Genomic DNA, 13,480 nt, shown 5'->3' on the forward strand with positions numbered 1-13,480 from the left:
CAACCACGGGCCGGTGCCGATGGGGCGGCGCGAGCTGATGGACGTGATCCTGCCGCCGTTCGGGCCGGGCCGCCCCTCCCCCTTTTCGTCTCAGGCCCAGAGCTGGCCTTCGAGCCGCTGCTCGGCCTCGTCCAGGGTGCCTTCGTACGCGCCCGTGGACAGGTACTTCCAGCCGCCGTCGGCGACCACGAACACGATGTCGGCCCGCGCGCCCTCCTTGACGGCCTTGCGCGCCATGCCCAGCGCGGCGTGCAGGGCGGCCCCGGTGGACACGCCGGCGAAGATGCCCTCCGACGTCAGCAGCTCGCGGGTGCGGCGCAGCGCGTCGGCCGACCCCACCGAGAAGCGCGTGGTCAGCACGGACTCGTCGTACAGCTCAGGGATGAAGCCCTCGTCCACGTTGCGCAGCCCGTAGACGAGCTCGCCGTAGCGCGGCTCGGCGGCCACGATCCGCACGTCCGGCACCCGCTCGCGCAGGAAGCGGCCGACGCCCATGAGGGTGCCGGTCGTGCCGAGCCCGGCCACGAAGTGCGTGACGGACGGCAGGTCCGCCAGGATCTCCGGCCCGGTCGTCTCGTAGTGGGAGCGCCAGTTGGCCGGGTTTCCGTACTGGTAGAGCATCACCCAGTCGGGATGCTCCGCCGCCAGGCCCTTGGCCACCCGCACCGCCTCGTTGGAGCCGCCCGCCGCGGGCGAGGAGATGATCTCCGCACCCCACATGCGCAGGAGCTGGCGGCGCTCCTCGGAGGTGTTCTCCGGCATGACGCAGATCAGCTTGTAGCCCTTGAGCTTGGCGGCCATCGCCAGCGAGATGCCGGTGTTGCCGCTGGTGGGCTCCAGGATCGTGCAGCCGGGGGTGAGCAGGCCGTCCTTCTCCGCCTGCTGCACCATCCACAGAGCCGGCCGGTCCTTGATCGAACCGGTCGGGTTGCGGTCCTCCAGCTTGGCCCACACCCGCACGTCAGTGCTCGGCGACAGCCGGGGCAGGCCGACCAGCGGGGTGCGGCCCACCGAGTCGATCAGCGAGTCGAAGCGCATGTCACCCGCCGGCGACGGCCGGCAGCACGGTCACCGTGTCGCCGTCGGACAGCGGGGTGCCGAGACCGCCGAGGAAGCGCACGTCCTCGTCGTTGAGGTAGACGTTGACGAACCGGCGCAGGCCGGACTCGTCCACCAGCCGGTCCTTGATGCCCGGGTGGCGGGATTCCAGGTTGGTGATCAGGTCGTCGAGGGTGGCGCCCTCGGCGTCGACGGCCTTGGCGCCGTCGGTGTAGTTACGCAGGATGGTCGGAATGCGAACCTCGATGGCCATCGCTGTCAGTCTCCTCGGATCAGGTCGTCCCATCGGCGGCAACGCCGAATGCTGGCTGGCGAATTCCGGCTCAGCGACAGTCGTAGACGACAACGGCAGGGGTGTGCGCGAAGAGGAAACTCTGCACCGGCCTGACCATCATGGGATGAACCTTACCTCTTCCTCGGAAATCTCTCCGTCGAGGATCCGGTACGAGCGGAACTCCACCTGGTCCTCGTCCCGCGTGGAGACCAGAACGTAGTGGGCGTCCGGCTCGGAGGCGTAGGAGACGTCGGTGCGCGACGGGTAGGCCTCCGTCGCGGTGTGGGAGTGGTAGATGACGACGGGCTCCTCGTCGCGGTCGTCCATCTCCCGCCACACGCGGAACTGCTCCATCGAGTCGAACCGGTAGAAGGTGGGCGAACGCTCGGCGTTCTCCATCGGGATGAACCGCTCCGGCACCCCGTTGCGCCCCGCGATCACGCCGCACGCCTCGTCGGGGTGGTCGGCCCTGGCGTGGGCAACGATCTTGTCAACCAGTTCCTGCGAGATCGTCAGCATGCTGCGGAAGTTACCAGAGCGCGCGCACCAGGCTGTCCTGGAGGTAGGTCAGCCAGTCATAGGTGACGAACGCCGGATAGCGGGGATCGTCCTCGGACATCTTCTCGATCTCCTCGTGGATCTCCTCCGTCACGCCCAGCTTGGTGCCGAGCGTCAGCCGCACGTCGTTGAGCGCCCGCAGCCACGCCTGCGCCTGCTCGGGCGTCAGCTCGCCGCGCCCCGGCTCGGCCGTGTCGAGCAGCGTCTGCGCGTCGGCCCGCTTGCCGTCGCGCAACGTCGCCTCGGTGTAGCGGCGGAACTCCGACGCGTCCTGCGCGTCCTCGTACGCCGACGGGAACAGCCGCGCCAGCACCGGATCGGACGGCGCCACTCCCCCGCCGATGCCCAGCGCCCGCTCCAGCGGGTCGTCGCTCGTCTCACCCGGCGCCACCAGGCCCAGCACCATCGACACCAGCGAGCGCAGCAGCGCCACCTCGCCCGCCTCGAACGTGGCGACCACCTTGCCGCCCCGGCCGGCGGAGAACCCGGAGCTCACGTGGCCGAGTCCGGCTGGACGGTGGCCCACAGGCCATAGGAGTGCAGGATCTGCACGTCGCGTTCCATCTCCTCGCGGGTGCCGCTGGACACCACGGCCTTGCCCTTCTGGTGGACGTCCATCATCAGCTTCTCGGCCTTGGCCTTCGGGTAACCGAACACGGTCTGGAAGACGTACGTCACGTACGACATCAGGTTGACCGGGTCGTTCCAGACGATCGTGACCCATGGCAGATCGGGCCGGACGTCCGTTGCCGGGCGCTCGACGGTGGTTGGAGAGGTGCTACCCACATCCAGCAGTCTGCCCTATGTGAGCCGTAGTCTTCGACTCGTGAGGATGAGCATGAGCACCGCGTTGCTGACGGATCACTATGAGCTGACGATGCTCCAGGCGGCCTTGCGGAGCGGCGCCGCGCACCGGCGGGCGGTCTTCGAGGTGTTCGCCCGCCACCTGCCCGGCGGGCGCCGCTACGGCGTCGTGGCCGGCACCGGGCGCGTCCTCGACGAGCTCGAACGCTTCCGCTTCGGCGAGGAGGAGCTCGCCTTCCTGCGCGACAACCACGTGGTCGACCAGCCCACCCTCGACTTCCTGGCCGACTACCGCTTCTCCGGCGACGTCTACGGCTACCGCGAGGGCGACCTGTACTTCCCCGCCTCTCCCATCATGGTCGTCGAGGGCACGTTCGCCGAGGCCGTGCTGCTGGAGACCGTGATCCTGTCCGTTCTGAACCACGACTGCGCCATCGCCTCGGCCGCCTCCCGCATGAGCGTCGCCGCCGGCAAACGGCCGCTCATCGAGATGGGCTCGCGCCGCACCCACGAGCGCGCCGCCGTCGCCGCCGCCCGCGCCGCCTACCTGGCCGGCTTCGCCTCCACCTCCAACCTCATGGCCGGGCACGTGTACGGGGTGCCGACCGCGGGCACGGCCGCGCACGCCTTCACCCTGCTGCACGACTCCGAACGGCAGGCGTTCGAGACCCAGATCGCCTCGCTCGGGCCCGAGACCACGCTGCTCGTCGACACCTACGACGTGGCCGAAGCCGTCCGCACCGCCGTCGAGCTGGCCGGGCCCAAGCTCGGCGCCGTCCGCATCGACTCCGGCGACCTGGCCGCCGCCGCCCAGGAGGTCCGCGAGCAGCTCGACGCGCTCGGCGCCTTCGACACCCGCATCCTGGTCACCTCCGACCTGGACGAGTACGCCATCGCCGCGCTGGCCGCCGCGCCCGTCGACGGCTACGGCGTCGGCACCTCCCTGGTCACCGGCTCCGGCGTGCCCACCGCCGCCCTGGTCTACAAGCTCGTGGCCCGCGAGACGGCCACCGGCAAGCTGGAGCCCGTGGCCAAACGCTCGGTCGGCAAGCCGTCACGCGGCGGGCGCAAGGAGGCCTACCGGCTGCTCGACGACACCGGCCACTACGAGACCGAGCTCGTCACCACCTCCGGCCTCGTCCCCGAAGGCGGCATCCCCCTGATGCACGAGCTGGTGCGCGACGGCCGGGTCGTCGGCCGCGAACCGCTCGACGAGGCCCGCGCCAGGCACGCCGACGCCGTCGCCCGCCTGCCGCAGGACGCCCTCCACCTGGGCAGGGGGTACGCGGCCATCCCCACCGAGTTCGCCTGACGTATCGTGAGCCGTATGGGAACCGCGCTGATCATCGTGGACGTGCAGAACGACTTCTGCGAGGGAGGCAGCCTGCCCGTCGCGGGCGGCTCCGAGGTCGCCGCCGCCATCACCCGCCACGTCGCCGAGCACGGCTACGACCACGTCGTGGCCACCCGCGACTACCACGTCGACCCGGGTGACCACTTCTCGGCCGCGCCCGACTTCGTCGCCTCGTGGCCCGCCCACTGCGTCGCCGGCACCCCCGGCGCCGACTTCCACCCCGCCTTCGACGTCGCGGCCGTCGAGGAGGTCTTCAGCAAGGGCGCCCACGCCGCCGCCTACAGCGGCTTCGAGGGCACCAGCGGCGACGGCGTCCCGCTCGCCGACTGGCTGGCCGAGCACGGCGTCCACGACGTCGACGTGGTCGGCATCGCCACCGACCACTGCGTCCGCGCCACCGCCCTCGACGCCGTCAAGCACGGCCTCGCCGTGCGCGTCCTGCTCGACCTGACGGCCGGGGTCGCCCGCCAGACCACCCAGGCGGCGCTCGCCGAGCTCGACGCCGCCGGCGCCACGCTCCACGGCGCCCCGATCGTCCGCTGACACCCGGCGGGACCGGCCCTAGTTCAGGTCGGCGGGCAACACGGTGAAGCAGTCACCCCACAGCGGCTTCATCGCCCGGAAATGCCGCTGATCCAACGTCAGCACCCGGGTGGTGCTGTGCCGTGCGGCGATCAGCGCCACGGACGCGTCGGTGAGCCCGATCTCCATGTCGGCGTAGCGCTCGGCGATGTCGACCGCCCGCCGCACGTCGAGCGTCGACATGTTGACCATCTCGTAGTCGCCGGTGCTGACGCTTCGGAGGAACTCCAGCTCCCGGCGCACGCCGGCGAGCTTGAGGATCATGTAGTCGGTCTCCGCGAGCACGTAGGGGGACAGCAGGACCGGCCCCGTCTCGGTCCGGAGCACCTCCCGGGCCTCCTTGTGCTGGGGCTGCCTGGGGTCGATGGCGGCCAGCAGGCCGCTGGTGTCGAGGACGAGCATCAGTCGAGCCCGTCCCTTCCGTAGCCCTCGGCGAGGATGTCGTCGAGCCGCTCGGCCGTGACCGGCTCGTCGCCGACCTCGAAGACCGGCAGGCTCGCCCGCTGCCGTCGCTCGACGACGATCTCGTCGCTGAGCACGCGCGCGATCGCGTCGCGCATGTAGTCCTCCTCGGACAGGCCGTGCGCCCGCGCCGCCTCGGCGACGCGGTGCTTCATGTCCTCGGGCAGGTACAAGCTCACCTCTGGCACCTTTCTACGTTAGCTCGGCACCCATGTGCCGTCACCGATCACGAAGAGTACGCATCCGGCAACGCTCTGGTCAGGCGAGTTTCCAGATACGCGAAAGGTGCTCCCGATACGGGAGGAGGATCGTTCTACCGGGGTGGCAGTTTCTCCAGCCAGGGATGATCCCCCAACTCCTCGGTGAGGGCCGCGGCCAGCCAGGACCGCTGTTCGCCGGTGAGCAGGGGCGCCAGGTGGGCGAAGTCGGCGTCGTCCTTGGGGCGGCGGTGCTTGGCCTTGTAGAGGAGCTGGATCTCGGACGCCAGCCGGGGCGGCCCGGCGTCGCGGACAACGACGGTGTCGAGGGGCCGCCGGATGCCGGGGGCGCGCCGGTAGACCCAGTCGTCGCCGTCGGACTCGTCGAGCATGAGCTGGAGCCGCCACGGCCCGCCGGTCGCCTCGCGTACCCAGATGTCGTGCACCCGGGCGGGCAGCGTCTCGTCCACGGGCCAGGGGCGCAGGGAGCCGGCGGGGTCGGCCGCCCAGCAGTCCCAGCCGGACAGGAGCCGCCGCACGGTGAGGTGGTCGCGCCGCAGCACGCCGACGTCCACGTCGCCGTGCTCGCGGAAGGCGCGTCCGACGGCGAGTTCGACGGCGTGGCCGCCGCCGATCCACCAGGGCGCGTCCAGGCCGGCGAAGAACCGGGCGACCTCGGACACCGGGATCGGCTCCCAGGGGTGGTCGACAGGGGACATGCGGATCACCTCCAGCGAGGGTCCAGCCTAGCGACGGACCGGCGGCCCGCGCGGGGCCGCCGGTCCGGGGGTCACTCGGTCACGCTGTTGAGGCTCGGACCGTCGTCCTCGCCTCCGGTGCCGGAGCGGACCCCCTGCTCGCCCGGCAGGGCCGGGGCGGTGGGCTCCGGCATGGCCACCGGCTCGCACGGCGCGACCTCACCGTCCACGACGGTCAGCGACATCGAGGTGGGCGGCTTGCCCGGGTCGTCCCGGTCGACGCCGGCCGCGAGCACGAGCGTCTGCCCGTCCTTGATCTGGCCGGCGGTGACCGAGAAGGAGATGCCGCCCCGCTCGCTGCCGATCTTCGTCTCCAGCCGGCCGCCCGGCGCGGGGTGCGCGCCCCTGGGCTCCTTGCAGGTCTGGCCGGCGGGCAGGTAGTCCACGACGGCCTTGACCCCGGCCGCGGCGAGCTCGGCCTCCAGGTCGCCGGGGTCGCGGAACTCGTTGATCCACACCTCGACGGTCCCGTCGGCCTGCTTGTCCACCGCGAACGCCGGTGTCGCCGTCGTCCCGTACAGGGTGACGGCCGCGACGGCGGCCGCCGCGGCCCCCGCCAGCGCGGCGCCCACCCTGCGCAGGCGGCGGCGCGGCGTGCGCCGGGCCAGCGTGGCGCGTGCCGAGCCGTCGGCGCCGGCCGCCAGCGGTTCGTACGGCTGCGCGGTGGCGCCACCCATTGCCGTGTTCATGACCGTGTTCATCATCGTGGCCCGCATGCGGGTCAGGCGGTCGGCGGCGGGCTCGGGGGCGTCGGCGCGCATCTCCTGGAGCATCCGCAGGTCATCCATGGTCTGCCTCCTCGGCGATCTGGGTCGGGTCCGTGCCGCCCAGCGCGGCACGGGTCTTCTTCCTGGCCCGGTGCAGCCGGGACCGCACGGTCCCCACCGGGATGCCGAGCGCCACGGCCACCTCCTCGTAGCCGAGGTCCGCCCAGGCGATCATGAGCAGCACGTCCCGCTCGTCCGGGGTGAGGGCGGCGAGCGCGCGGGCGAGGTCGCGGTGCGCGGCGGAGGCCGACACCCGTGACTCGACGCGCTCGGCGTAGCTCTCGGCCACCTCGTCGACGCCGGTCCTGGCGAGCGCCTGGTAGGCACGGACCTCGGCGCGGCGGTGCTTGCCGACGAGGTTGGCGGCGATGCCGTACAGCCAGGGCCGCGCGTCGGCGTGGCTCAGGTCGTAGCGGTCGCGCCGCCGGAAGGCGGCCAGGAACGTGTCGGCGACGACGTCGTCGGCGAGCGAGTCGCCCAGACGCCGGGTGACGTAGCGGTGCAGGGCCGGAGCGTGCCGGTCGAACAGGGTGGAGAAGGCCGCCGGTTCCTGCCTGGAGCGTTGGATCACCTCGGCGTCGGTGGACACGCGTGCAGTGTCCGTGATCAAACTCGCCCCCTTTCGTCGGGTGTCGTCACCTGCTATCACCCGGACGAGGAAGACGGGTTCTCACGAGTTCGCGTGGCGCAGCGCCTCTTCGTAGGTGTCGAAGACCTCGAAGGCGTTGCGCAGCCCGGTGATGTAGAGGACGCGGGCCATGACGCCCTGCACGCCGCCGAGCAGCAGGCGGGTGCCGCGGGCCTCGCACCGGTGCATGATGTCGACGAGCTCGTTGAGCCCGATCGAGTCGCAGAAGCCGACCCCGGCCAGGTCGATGATGAGGTAGGGGGTGGGCGCGATCTCCCACACGCGCTCCAGGTGGTCGCGCAGGATGAGCACGGCGTCGCCGTCGACCTCGCCGTCGAGCCGGACGATGACGGCGTTGCGCGAGAGGCCGGAAGAGACGCTCAGCAGTGACTTTCCCGTGGCCTCAGACGACATCGGCAACGTCCTTCTTCATCTCCCAAGGCGGCCAAGGTCAGTGTTGCCTCATCCGTACGTGCTCTAACGGAAGGTCACGACTCTGTCGCCAAACGAACAGAGTCGCGCAGCGTGACGGTCACCGGCCGGGCCGGTGACCGTCAACTGACCTGGCGGGCGCTCAGCGGCGCTGGGTGGCCCACTGGCGGATCTTGTCGATGCGCTCCTGGATCTGCCCGGCCGTCGCCTGGGCGATGGCCGGGCCGCCGCAGGCGCGGCGCAGCTCGGAGTGGATGACGCCGTGGGGCTGGCCGGTGCGATGGTTCCAGGCGCCGACGAGGCCGTTGAGCTCGCGCCTGAGCTCGGCGATCTGCTCGTGCGGGGCCAGCGCGGGGGCCCGCTCGGCGGGCTGGGCGCGCTTGGCGGCCTGCTGCTCGGACTGGCGCTTGCGCAGCAGCGTGGCGACCTGGTCGGGCTCCAGCAGGCCGGGCAGGCCGATGAAGTCCTCCTCCTCGGCGGAGCCGATCTCCGCGCCGGTGCCGAACTCGCCGCCGTCGAACAGGACCCGGTCGAACGTCGCCGACGTCTCCATGGTCTCGAACGGCAGCTCGTCGCCCAGGACGTCGGGGTTGTCCTTCTTGCGGTTGGCGTCCTCCAGGAGGCTGTCGTCCAGGCCGTCCTCCGGCGGCCTGCGGTTGAGCACGTGGTCGCGCTCGACCTCCATCTCGTTGGCCAGGCCCATGAGCGTCGGCACCGACGGCAGGAACACCGAGGCCGTCTCGCCGCGCTTGCGGGCCCGCACGAACCGGCCGACGGCCTGGGCGAAGAACAGCGGGGTCGAGGTCGAGGTGGCGTAGACGCCCACGCACAGGCGGGGGATGTCGACGCCCTCGGACACCATGCGGACCGCGACCAGCCAGCGGTCGCCGGACGCGGCGAACTGCTTGATCTTCTTGGACGCGCCGGGGTCGTCGGAGAGCACGACCGTGGCGCCCTCACCGCTGATCGAGCGCAGGTGGCGGGCGTAGGCGCGGGCCGTCTCGTGGTCGGTGGCGATGACCAGCCCGCCGGCGTCGGGCACGCCGCGCCGCACCTCGGTCAGGCGCCGGTCGGCGGCCTGCATGACCTGGCGGATCCAGTCGCCCTTGGGGTCGAGCGCGGCCCGCCACGCCTGGGAGAGCTGGTCCTTGGTGAGCGGGGTGCCGAGCGTGGCTGCCAGCTCGTCGCCGGCCCTGGTGCGCCACTTCATCTCGCCGGAGTAGGCCAGGAAGATGACCGGCCGCACGACGCCGTCGTCGAGCGCCGGGCCGTAGCCGTAGGAGTAGTCCGAGACGCTGCGCTTGGCGCCGTCGGCGTCCTCCTCGTAGGTGACGAACGGGATCGGGCTGTCGTCGGAGCGGAACGGGGTGCCGGTGAGCTGGAGCCTGCGGGTGGCGGGCTCGAACGCCTCGCGCACGCCGTCGCCCCACGACTTGGCGTCGCCCGCGTGGTGGATCTCGTCGAAGATGACGAGGGTCTTGCGGGCCTCGGTGCGCGCCCGGTGCAGCGCCGGGTGCATGGCGACCTGGGCGTAGGTGACGGCGACGCCCAGGTAGTCGCGGCTGGTGGCGCCCTGGCTGTTCTTGAACTCGGGGTCGATGCTGATGCCGACCTTGCCGGCGGCGTCGGCCCACTGGCGCTTGAGGTGCTCGGTGGGCGTGACGATGGTGATCGCCCGGATCACGCCGTTGGCGATCAGCTCGCTGGCGATGCGCAGGGCGTAGGTGGTCTTGCCCGCTCCGGGGGTGGCCACGGTGAGGAAGTCACGCGGCTCGCGCCTGAAATACAGGTCGAACGCCTGCTGCTGCCAGGCCCGGAGCTTGGGGGCGGTGCCCCACGCGGCCCGGTCCGGATAGGAAGGCGACAGGTGGGATGCGGCGAACGTGCTCACCGCATCACCTCTGGGGTTCGTGTGCTTCGCTCTCTCACAGTGACCCAAGAGTAATCGGGCTCACCGACAAGACGTGCCGTGCATCGTCGATCCTGGCCAAGCCGCCCCAGGAGTGGTATGGGCGGGTCGCGGCATATCGCACGCTGGCGAGCACGGTGTCCACGACCTGCCTGCCCGTCTCGTCCTCGGGCTGGAGCAGGCCGACGAGCAGTGCCGATCTGCCGTTCTCGGTGACGAGTGTCACGCGCAGGTAGGCGGGCCGGTTCACCACGTCGTCGTACTCGGCCCGCAGCGCCCTGGTGTGCCCGAGGGCCAGGGGCTCGTCGGAGACGACGGTCACCCGGTCGCCCTTCAGGAGCAGCTCGGAGTAGCGCTCGGCGGCCTCCTTGACCGCCCCGGCGGGGTCGGCCGGGGCGCCGGTGACCGGTCTGGCCATGACGAGCGCGCCGCCGCCGGGCGCCCTGGCGACCGAGGTGAACCCGGTGACGGGCGGCACCTTGCCCTCCTGCCATCCGGCGGGCAGCGCCAGCCGCACCCCGGCGATGGTGTCGGTGAGCGGCGCCCCCGCGCCGCCCGGCGCGGTGATCCGCAGCACGACGGCGGTCAGCCCGGCCACCGCCGCCACGGCCACGGCTGCGCCCAGCACGGCGCGGCCCCACCGGCCTCCCGCCAGCCCCCGCAGGAGGGCCCACACGCGGCGCAGGGCACTGCGCCGGACCCGGGGGCCGCCGGGGGCGGCCGGAGCGCCGTAGAGGCGGGCGGAGGGCGGCAGGGAGTCCCACGCCTGGCCGACCGGCTCCTCGGGTTCGAGGCCGCGCGTGGCGGCGCGGGCGGCCGGGTCCCACAGCTCCTCCGGCTCGCCGCCGCGCCTGCCGCCGCGCCCGCTCCCGTGCCCGCCGCCGTAGGGCCGCCTGCGGTGATCACGCTCCATGGCACCTCCTCGTGCCGCAGTCGTATCACCGCAGGACGCGAGGCTTCAGGCGTTCCGTGATCGCTGTGGCGGGAGGGGCAGAATCACCTTGCCGCGACCCGTGAGGACAGCAGCAGGGCGGCGACCGCGATGGCCGCCATGAGCCCGCAGATCACCGCGAACCCCCACACGAGCTCGGCGGGGCCGTGCCCGATGAGGTTCACCAGCGCGCCGCCGATGCCCAGCGTGAGCGCGGAGCCCAGCATGTCGGTGACCGACAGGGCCGCGCTGTTGGCGCCCTGCTCGCTGACCGGCGACTGCTTGAGCGCGGTGACGTTGACCGTGGTCAGCCCGAGCCCCATGCCGAACCCGGCCACCACCCAGGCCGGCACCGCGATCCAGCCGGTGACGCCGGGCAGCACCGCCAGGACCGACAGCGCGATGCCCACGGTCACGCAGGCCGCGCCGAACCTGATCCGCCGGTGCGGCTCGGCGGTGCGCCTGCTCTGCAGGTACGAGCCCGCCGACCAGCCGAGTGCGCCCGTGGTGAGCGCGAGGCCGGCGGCGCCGGTCTCGAACCCCTTCACGTCGTGCAGGGCCAGCGGGATGAAGCCGTTCACCCCGAAGAACGCGGCGGAGAACAGGCCGCGCATCATCACCGTGGTCGGCAGCCCGCGACCGAACCGCAGCGCGCCCTTTGGCAGCAGCCTGACGAGCCCGTACAGCAGCAGCGCCAGCCCGCCGGCGCACGCGAGGCCGCCGATCAGGGCGGCCTTGTGCACCGTGTCGACGCCGTACAGGAGCACGCCGGCGCCCAGGGCGGAGGCGGAGGCGGCGACGGTCATGGCCACGGGCCGCGAGCGCGGCCCCTCGCCGGGCGAGGTCTCCTCGTCGGAGGGACGCCGCTTGAGCGCCGGGACGAGCATGACCAGGGCGGGCAGCACGAGCGGGATGATGCCGTAGAACACCCAGCGCCAGCCCCAGGTGTCGCCCACGAAGCCGGCGACGGCGGGGCCGACCATGGCGGGCACCACCCAGGCGGCGGACAGCGCGGCGAACACGCGGGGCCGCATCACGGCGGGATAGACCCGGGCGATCATCACGTAGAGGGCCACGATCGACGCCCCGGCGCCCAGGCCCTGCACGGCCCGGGACACGAGGAACAGCATCTCGTTCACGGCGGCCCCGGCCATGCCCATGCCGAACACGAACAGCACCACGCCCGCGACGAACGGCAGCGCGTAGCCCCGCCGGTCCGACCACAGGCCGGCGACCACGTTGGCGAACAGGCTGGCGATGAGGAAGGCCGAGAAGCTGACCCCGTAGATCTCCTGCGCGTCGAGGTCGGCGGCGACCTGCGGCATGACCACACCGACCGACATGCCCTCGAAGGCGATCAGGGTGACGACGAGGAGGATGCCCACGGTCGCCACCCGGTACGGATGGCTGAAGATGCGGGGGATCTCGTGAGGGGCATCTAGTGCGTTTGGTGCTGTCACCCGGACATCGTAGGGCGCACCCGGTATGCCGCCCACATCTGGCGCATACGCAGGCCCTGGCCCGCGGTGAACTCGCGCATGCACCGGTCCTGCGCGTAGTCCATGAAGTTGTGCACGCCGTCGAGGCCCGGCGCCGCGCAGGTGTCCTGCTCCACCGGGCAGCCCTCGGTCGGCCCGGCCTGCGCGGGGGTGTCGGCCACGCCGTCGCCGGGCTCCTCGCAGCCGTTCTCGAAGGTGTGGAACAGGCCCAGCCAGTGGCCGATCTCGTGCACGCCGGTGTAGCCCTGGTCGTAGCCGTCGAGCGTGCCGCCGGGCAGGCCGCGCCAGTCGATCACCACGCCGTCGAGCCGAGGCTGGGACTCGTACCAGTAGGGGTAGGAGGAGAAGCCGAGCACCAGGTCGCCGGGCTGGGCGAGGTAGAGGTTGAGCGTCTCGGGCCCGCCCTTGCGCAGCGACGTCTTCATGGCGCGCTCGTGCGCGATCGGCGCGGTGAACCAGGCGGCGTCGCGGGTGACGGCGATGCCGTCGAGTCGGAAGCTGACGCCGGTGTCGGCCCCGCCGAGACGGCCCGCGTAGGCGTCGTTGAGCGTGGCGATCTGCGCCTTGACCGCCTTGGTGGTGGCCTTGGCGGCGCCGTCGGTGATGACGTGCACCCAGGTCGGCACCGTGATCCGGGCGGGCGTCCTGACGCCGCGCAGCCGCTGGGCGAGCTCGGCGGTGACCGCCGCCACGTCACCCGGCTTGGGCGCGCGCGGCTCGGGCGAGCGCGGATGACCGGCCGCGCGCAGGCAGCTCGACGCCGCCGCCGGCGAGGCCGGCGGCGTGAACCCGGCCGCGAGCACGCAGACGATCAGGACGGCGGCGCGCCGGGTCATGTGATCTCCCGTTACGGTAGGGGGCGGTCCGGATACGAACCGTAGCCCTCCCGTGGGCGATCACCGGTCAGCAACACTCACTGCTTGTCGTCACCCTCGCCGCCACCGGACGGCAGGCCCTCGTAGATCTCCTTGCACTCCGGGCAGACCGGATATTTCTTGGGATCGCGGCTGGGCACCCAGATCTTGCCGCACAGCGCGCGGATCGGCGTGCCCGTCACCATGGACTCAGTGATCTTGTGCTTGTCGGCGTAGTGGGCGAACCGCTCGTGGTCGCCGTCGCCGTGCGAGGTCTGCGGACGGGTGTCCTGCTCTGGAAGGATCTTCGTGCTCACCCCATCGAGTCTATTCCCGCCGCCGACCGCTCCCGCTCGCGAACAGCGATACGGCTCCCGTCCCCGAAAGGAAGGGAGCCGTACGGGAGAGAGCG

18 protein-coding genes are annotated in these 13,480 nt (G+C 72.0%); 2 read left to right on the plus strand and 16 right to left on the minus strand.

The window, feature by feature from the left end; genetic code table 11:
* Positions 1-90: 90 nt before the first annotated feature.
* The 5 genes from AB0J53_RS31620 to clpS form a co-directional block, all read right to left on the minus strand.
* Positions 91-1,038 carry a cysteine synthase gene (locus AB0J53_RS31620; protein WP_364179233.1) on the minus strand — a complete coding sequence of 316 codons (948 nt, stop codon included), beginning with the start codon at positions 1,036-1,038 and terminating at the stop codon, positions 91-93.
* A 1-nt stretch (position 1,039) separates the two neighbouring features.
* Positions 1,040-1,312 carry a MoaD/ThiS family protein gene (locus tag AB0J53_RS31625; RefSeq protein WP_219510378.1) on the minus strand — a complete coding sequence of 91 codons (273 nt, stop codon included), beginning with the start codon at positions 1,310-1,312 and terminating at the stop codon, positions 1,040-1,042.
* Positions 1,313-1,450: 138 nt separating this feature from the next.
* Positions 1,451-1,852, minus strand: coding sequence for a M67 family metallopeptidase (locus tag AB0J53_RS31630; RefSeq protein WP_364179235.1), 402 nt, complete (start codon positions 1,850-1,852; stop codon positions 1,451-1,453).
* 10 nt (positions 1,853-1,862) lie between these two features.
* Complete coding sequence (locus tag AB0J53_RS31635) at positions 1,863-2,387, minus strand: DUF2017 domain-containing protein (protein ID WP_357591269.1); 525 nt, start codon at positions 2,385-2,387, stop codon at positions 1,863-1,865.
* Positions 2,384-2,677 (minus strand): ATP-dependent Clp protease adapter ClpS, encoded by a 294-nt coding sequence (clpS, locus tag AB0J53_RS31640; RefSeq protein WP_219510375.1) that lies wholly within the window; start codon positions 2,675-2,677, stop codon positions 2,384-2,386. Before clpS ends, AB0J53_RS31635 begins: the two co-directional genes overlap by 4 nt.
* 46 nt (positions 2,678-2,723) lie before the next feature.
* On the opposite strand from clpS, the gene AB0J53_RS31645 reads away from it, so the two are divergent.
* Together AB0J53_RS31645 and AB0J53_RS31650 are read left to right on the plus strand one after the other, a co-directional pair.
* Complete coding sequence (locus AB0J53_RS31645) at positions 2,724-4,007, plus strand: nicotinate phosphoribosyltransferase (RefSeq protein ID WP_219510374.1); 1,284 nt, start codon at positions 2,724-2,726, stop codon at positions 4,005-4,007.
* Between the two features lie 15 nt (positions 4,008-4,022).
* On the plus strand, positions 4,023-4,592 hold the full coding sequence (locus AB0J53_RS31650; RefSeq protein WP_219510373.1) for an isochorismatase family protein: 570 nt from the start codon (positions 4,023-4,025) through the stop codon (positions 4,590-4,592).
* An 18-nt stretch (positions 4,593-4,610) separates the two neighbouring features.
* On the opposite strand, the gene AB0J53_RS31655 is transcribed toward AB0J53_RS31650, so the two are convergent.
* From AB0J53_RS31655 to AB0J53_RS31705, 11 genes are all read right to left on the minus strand, one after another.
* Positions 4,611-5,033 (minus strand): PIN domain-containing protein, encoded by a 423-nt coding sequence (locus tag AB0J53_RS31655; protein ID WP_219510372.1) that lies wholly within the window; start codon positions 5,031-5,033, stop codon positions 4,611-4,613.
* Positions 5,033-5,272: a ribbon-helix-helix protein, CopG family gene (locus AB0J53_RS31660; protein ID WP_364179239.1), complete on the minus strand. Its 240-nt coding sequence runs from the start codon at positions 5,270-5,272 to the stop codon at positions 5,033-5,035. The genes AB0J53_RS31655 and AB0J53_RS31660 overlap by 1 nt, the downstream gene beginning before the upstream one ends.
* A gap of 134 nt (positions 5,273-5,406) precedes the next feature.
* Positions 5,407-6,009: an amino acid transporter gene (locus tag AB0J53_RS31665; RefSeq protein ID WP_364179241.1), complete on the minus strand. Its 603-nt coding sequence runs from the start codon at positions 6,007-6,009 to the stop codon at positions 5,407-5,409.
* A gap of 71 nt (positions 6,010-6,080) precedes the next feature.
* Positions 6,081-6,836, minus strand: coding sequence for a hypothetical protein (locus AB0J53_RS31670; protein WP_364179243.1), 756 nt, complete (start codon positions 6,834-6,836; stop codon positions 6,081-6,083).
* Positions 6,829-7,404 carry an RNA polymerase sigma factor gene (locus AB0J53_RS31675; RefSeq protein WP_308125783.1) on the minus strand — a complete coding sequence of 192 codons (576 nt, stop codon included), beginning with the start codon at positions 7,402-7,404 and terminating at the stop codon, positions 6,829-6,831. Before AB0J53_RS31675 ends, AB0J53_RS31670 begins: the two co-directional genes overlap by 8 nt.
* Positions 7,405-7,485: 81 nt before the next feature.
* Entirely contained in the window at positions 7,486-7,857 is a 372-nt protein-coding gene (locus AB0J53_RS31680) for an anti-sigma factor antagonist (protein ID WP_219505759.1), read from the minus strand.
* Positions 7,858-8,017: 160 nt separating this feature from the next.
* Positions 8,018-9,766 carry a DEAD/DEAH box helicase gene (locus AB0J53_RS31685; RefSeq protein WP_364179245.1) on the minus strand — a complete coding sequence of 583 codons (1,749 nt, stop codon included), beginning with the start codon at positions 9,764-9,766 and terminating at the stop codon, positions 8,018-8,020.
* 34 nt (positions 9,767-9,800) lie between these two features.
* Positions 9,801-10,697 carry a hypothetical protein gene (locus AB0J53_RS31690; protein WP_364179247.1) on the minus strand — a complete coding sequence of 299 codons (897 nt, stop codon included), beginning with the start codon at positions 10,695-10,697 and terminating at the stop codon, positions 9,801-9,803.
* 83 nt (positions 10,698-10,780) lie between these two features.
* Positions 10,781-12,175, minus strand: coding sequence for an MFS transporter (locus AB0J53_RS31695; RefSeq protein WP_364179249.1), 1,395 nt, complete (start codon positions 12,173-12,175; stop codon positions 10,781-10,783).
* Positions 12,172-13,050, minus strand: a complete 879-nt coding sequence (locus AB0J53_RS31700; protein ID WP_219505766.1) for a zinc metalloprotease — start codon at positions 13,048-13,050, stop codon at positions 12,172-12,174. The genes AB0J53_RS31695 and AB0J53_RS31700 overlap by 4 nt, the downstream gene beginning before the upstream one ends.
* A 77-nt stretch (positions 13,051-13,127) precedes the next feature.
* The gene (locus tag AB0J53_RS31705; RefSeq protein ID WP_219505768.1) at positions 13,128-13,385 is read right to left on the minus strand and encodes a DUF3039 domain-containing protein; all 258 of its coding nucleotides are present in this window, start codon (positions 13,383-13,385) and stop codon (positions 13,128-13,130) included.
* Positions 13,386-13,480 lie beyond the last annotated feature (95 nt).

The organism is Nonomuraea sp. NPDC049725, from assembly GCF_040674795.1.
Classification (GTDB): domain Bacteria; phylum Actinomycetota; class Actinomycetes; order Streptosporangiales; family Streptosporangiaceae; genus Nonomuraea; species Nonomuraea ceibae.

Coding starts and splice junctions, on each gene's coding strand:
- AB0J53_RS31620 (WP_364179233.1), bottom strand. CDS start 1,038: ATGCGCTTCGACTCGCTGATCGACTCGGTGGGCCGCACCCCGCTGGTC.
- AB0J53_RS31625 (WP_219510378.1), bottom strand. CDS start 1,312: ATGGCCATCGAGGTTCGCATTCCGACCATCCTGCGTAACTACACCGAC.
- AB0J53_RS31630 (WP_364179235.1), bottom strand. CDS start 1,852: ATGCTGACGATCTCGCAGGAACTGGTTGACAAGATCGTTGCCCACGCC.
- AB0J53_RS31645 (WP_219510374.1), top strand. CDS start 2,724: ATGAGCATGAGCACCGCGTTGCTGACGGATCACTATGAGCTGACGATG.
- AB0J53_RS31650 (WP_219510373.1), top strand. CDS start 4,023: ATGGGAACCGCGCTGATCATCGTGGACGTGCAGAACGACTTCTGCGAG.
- AB0J53_RS31655 (WP_219510372.1), bottom strand. CDS start 5,033: ATGCTCGTCCTCGACACCAGCGGCCTGCTGGCCGCCATCGACCCCAGG.
- AB0J53_RS31665 (WP_364179241.1), bottom strand. CDS start 6,009: ATGTCCCCTGTCGACCACCCCTGGGAGCCGATCCCGGTGTCCGAGGTC.
- AB0J53_RS31670 (WP_364179243.1), bottom strand. CDS start 6,836: ATGGATGACCTGCGGATGCTCCAGGAGATGCGCGCCGACGCCCCCGAG.
- AB0J53_RS31680 (WP_219505759.1), bottom strand. CDS start 7,857: ATGTCGTCTGAGGCCACGGGAAAGTCACTGCTGAGCGTCTCTTCCGGC.
- AB0J53_RS31690 (WP_364179247.1), bottom strand. CDS start 10,697: ATGGAGCGTGATCACCGCAGGCGGCCCTACGGCGGCGGGCACGGGAGC.
- AB0J53_RS31700 (WP_219505766.1), bottom strand. CDS start 13,050: ATGACCCGGCGCGCCGCCGTCCTGATCGTCTGCGTGCTCGCGGCCGGG.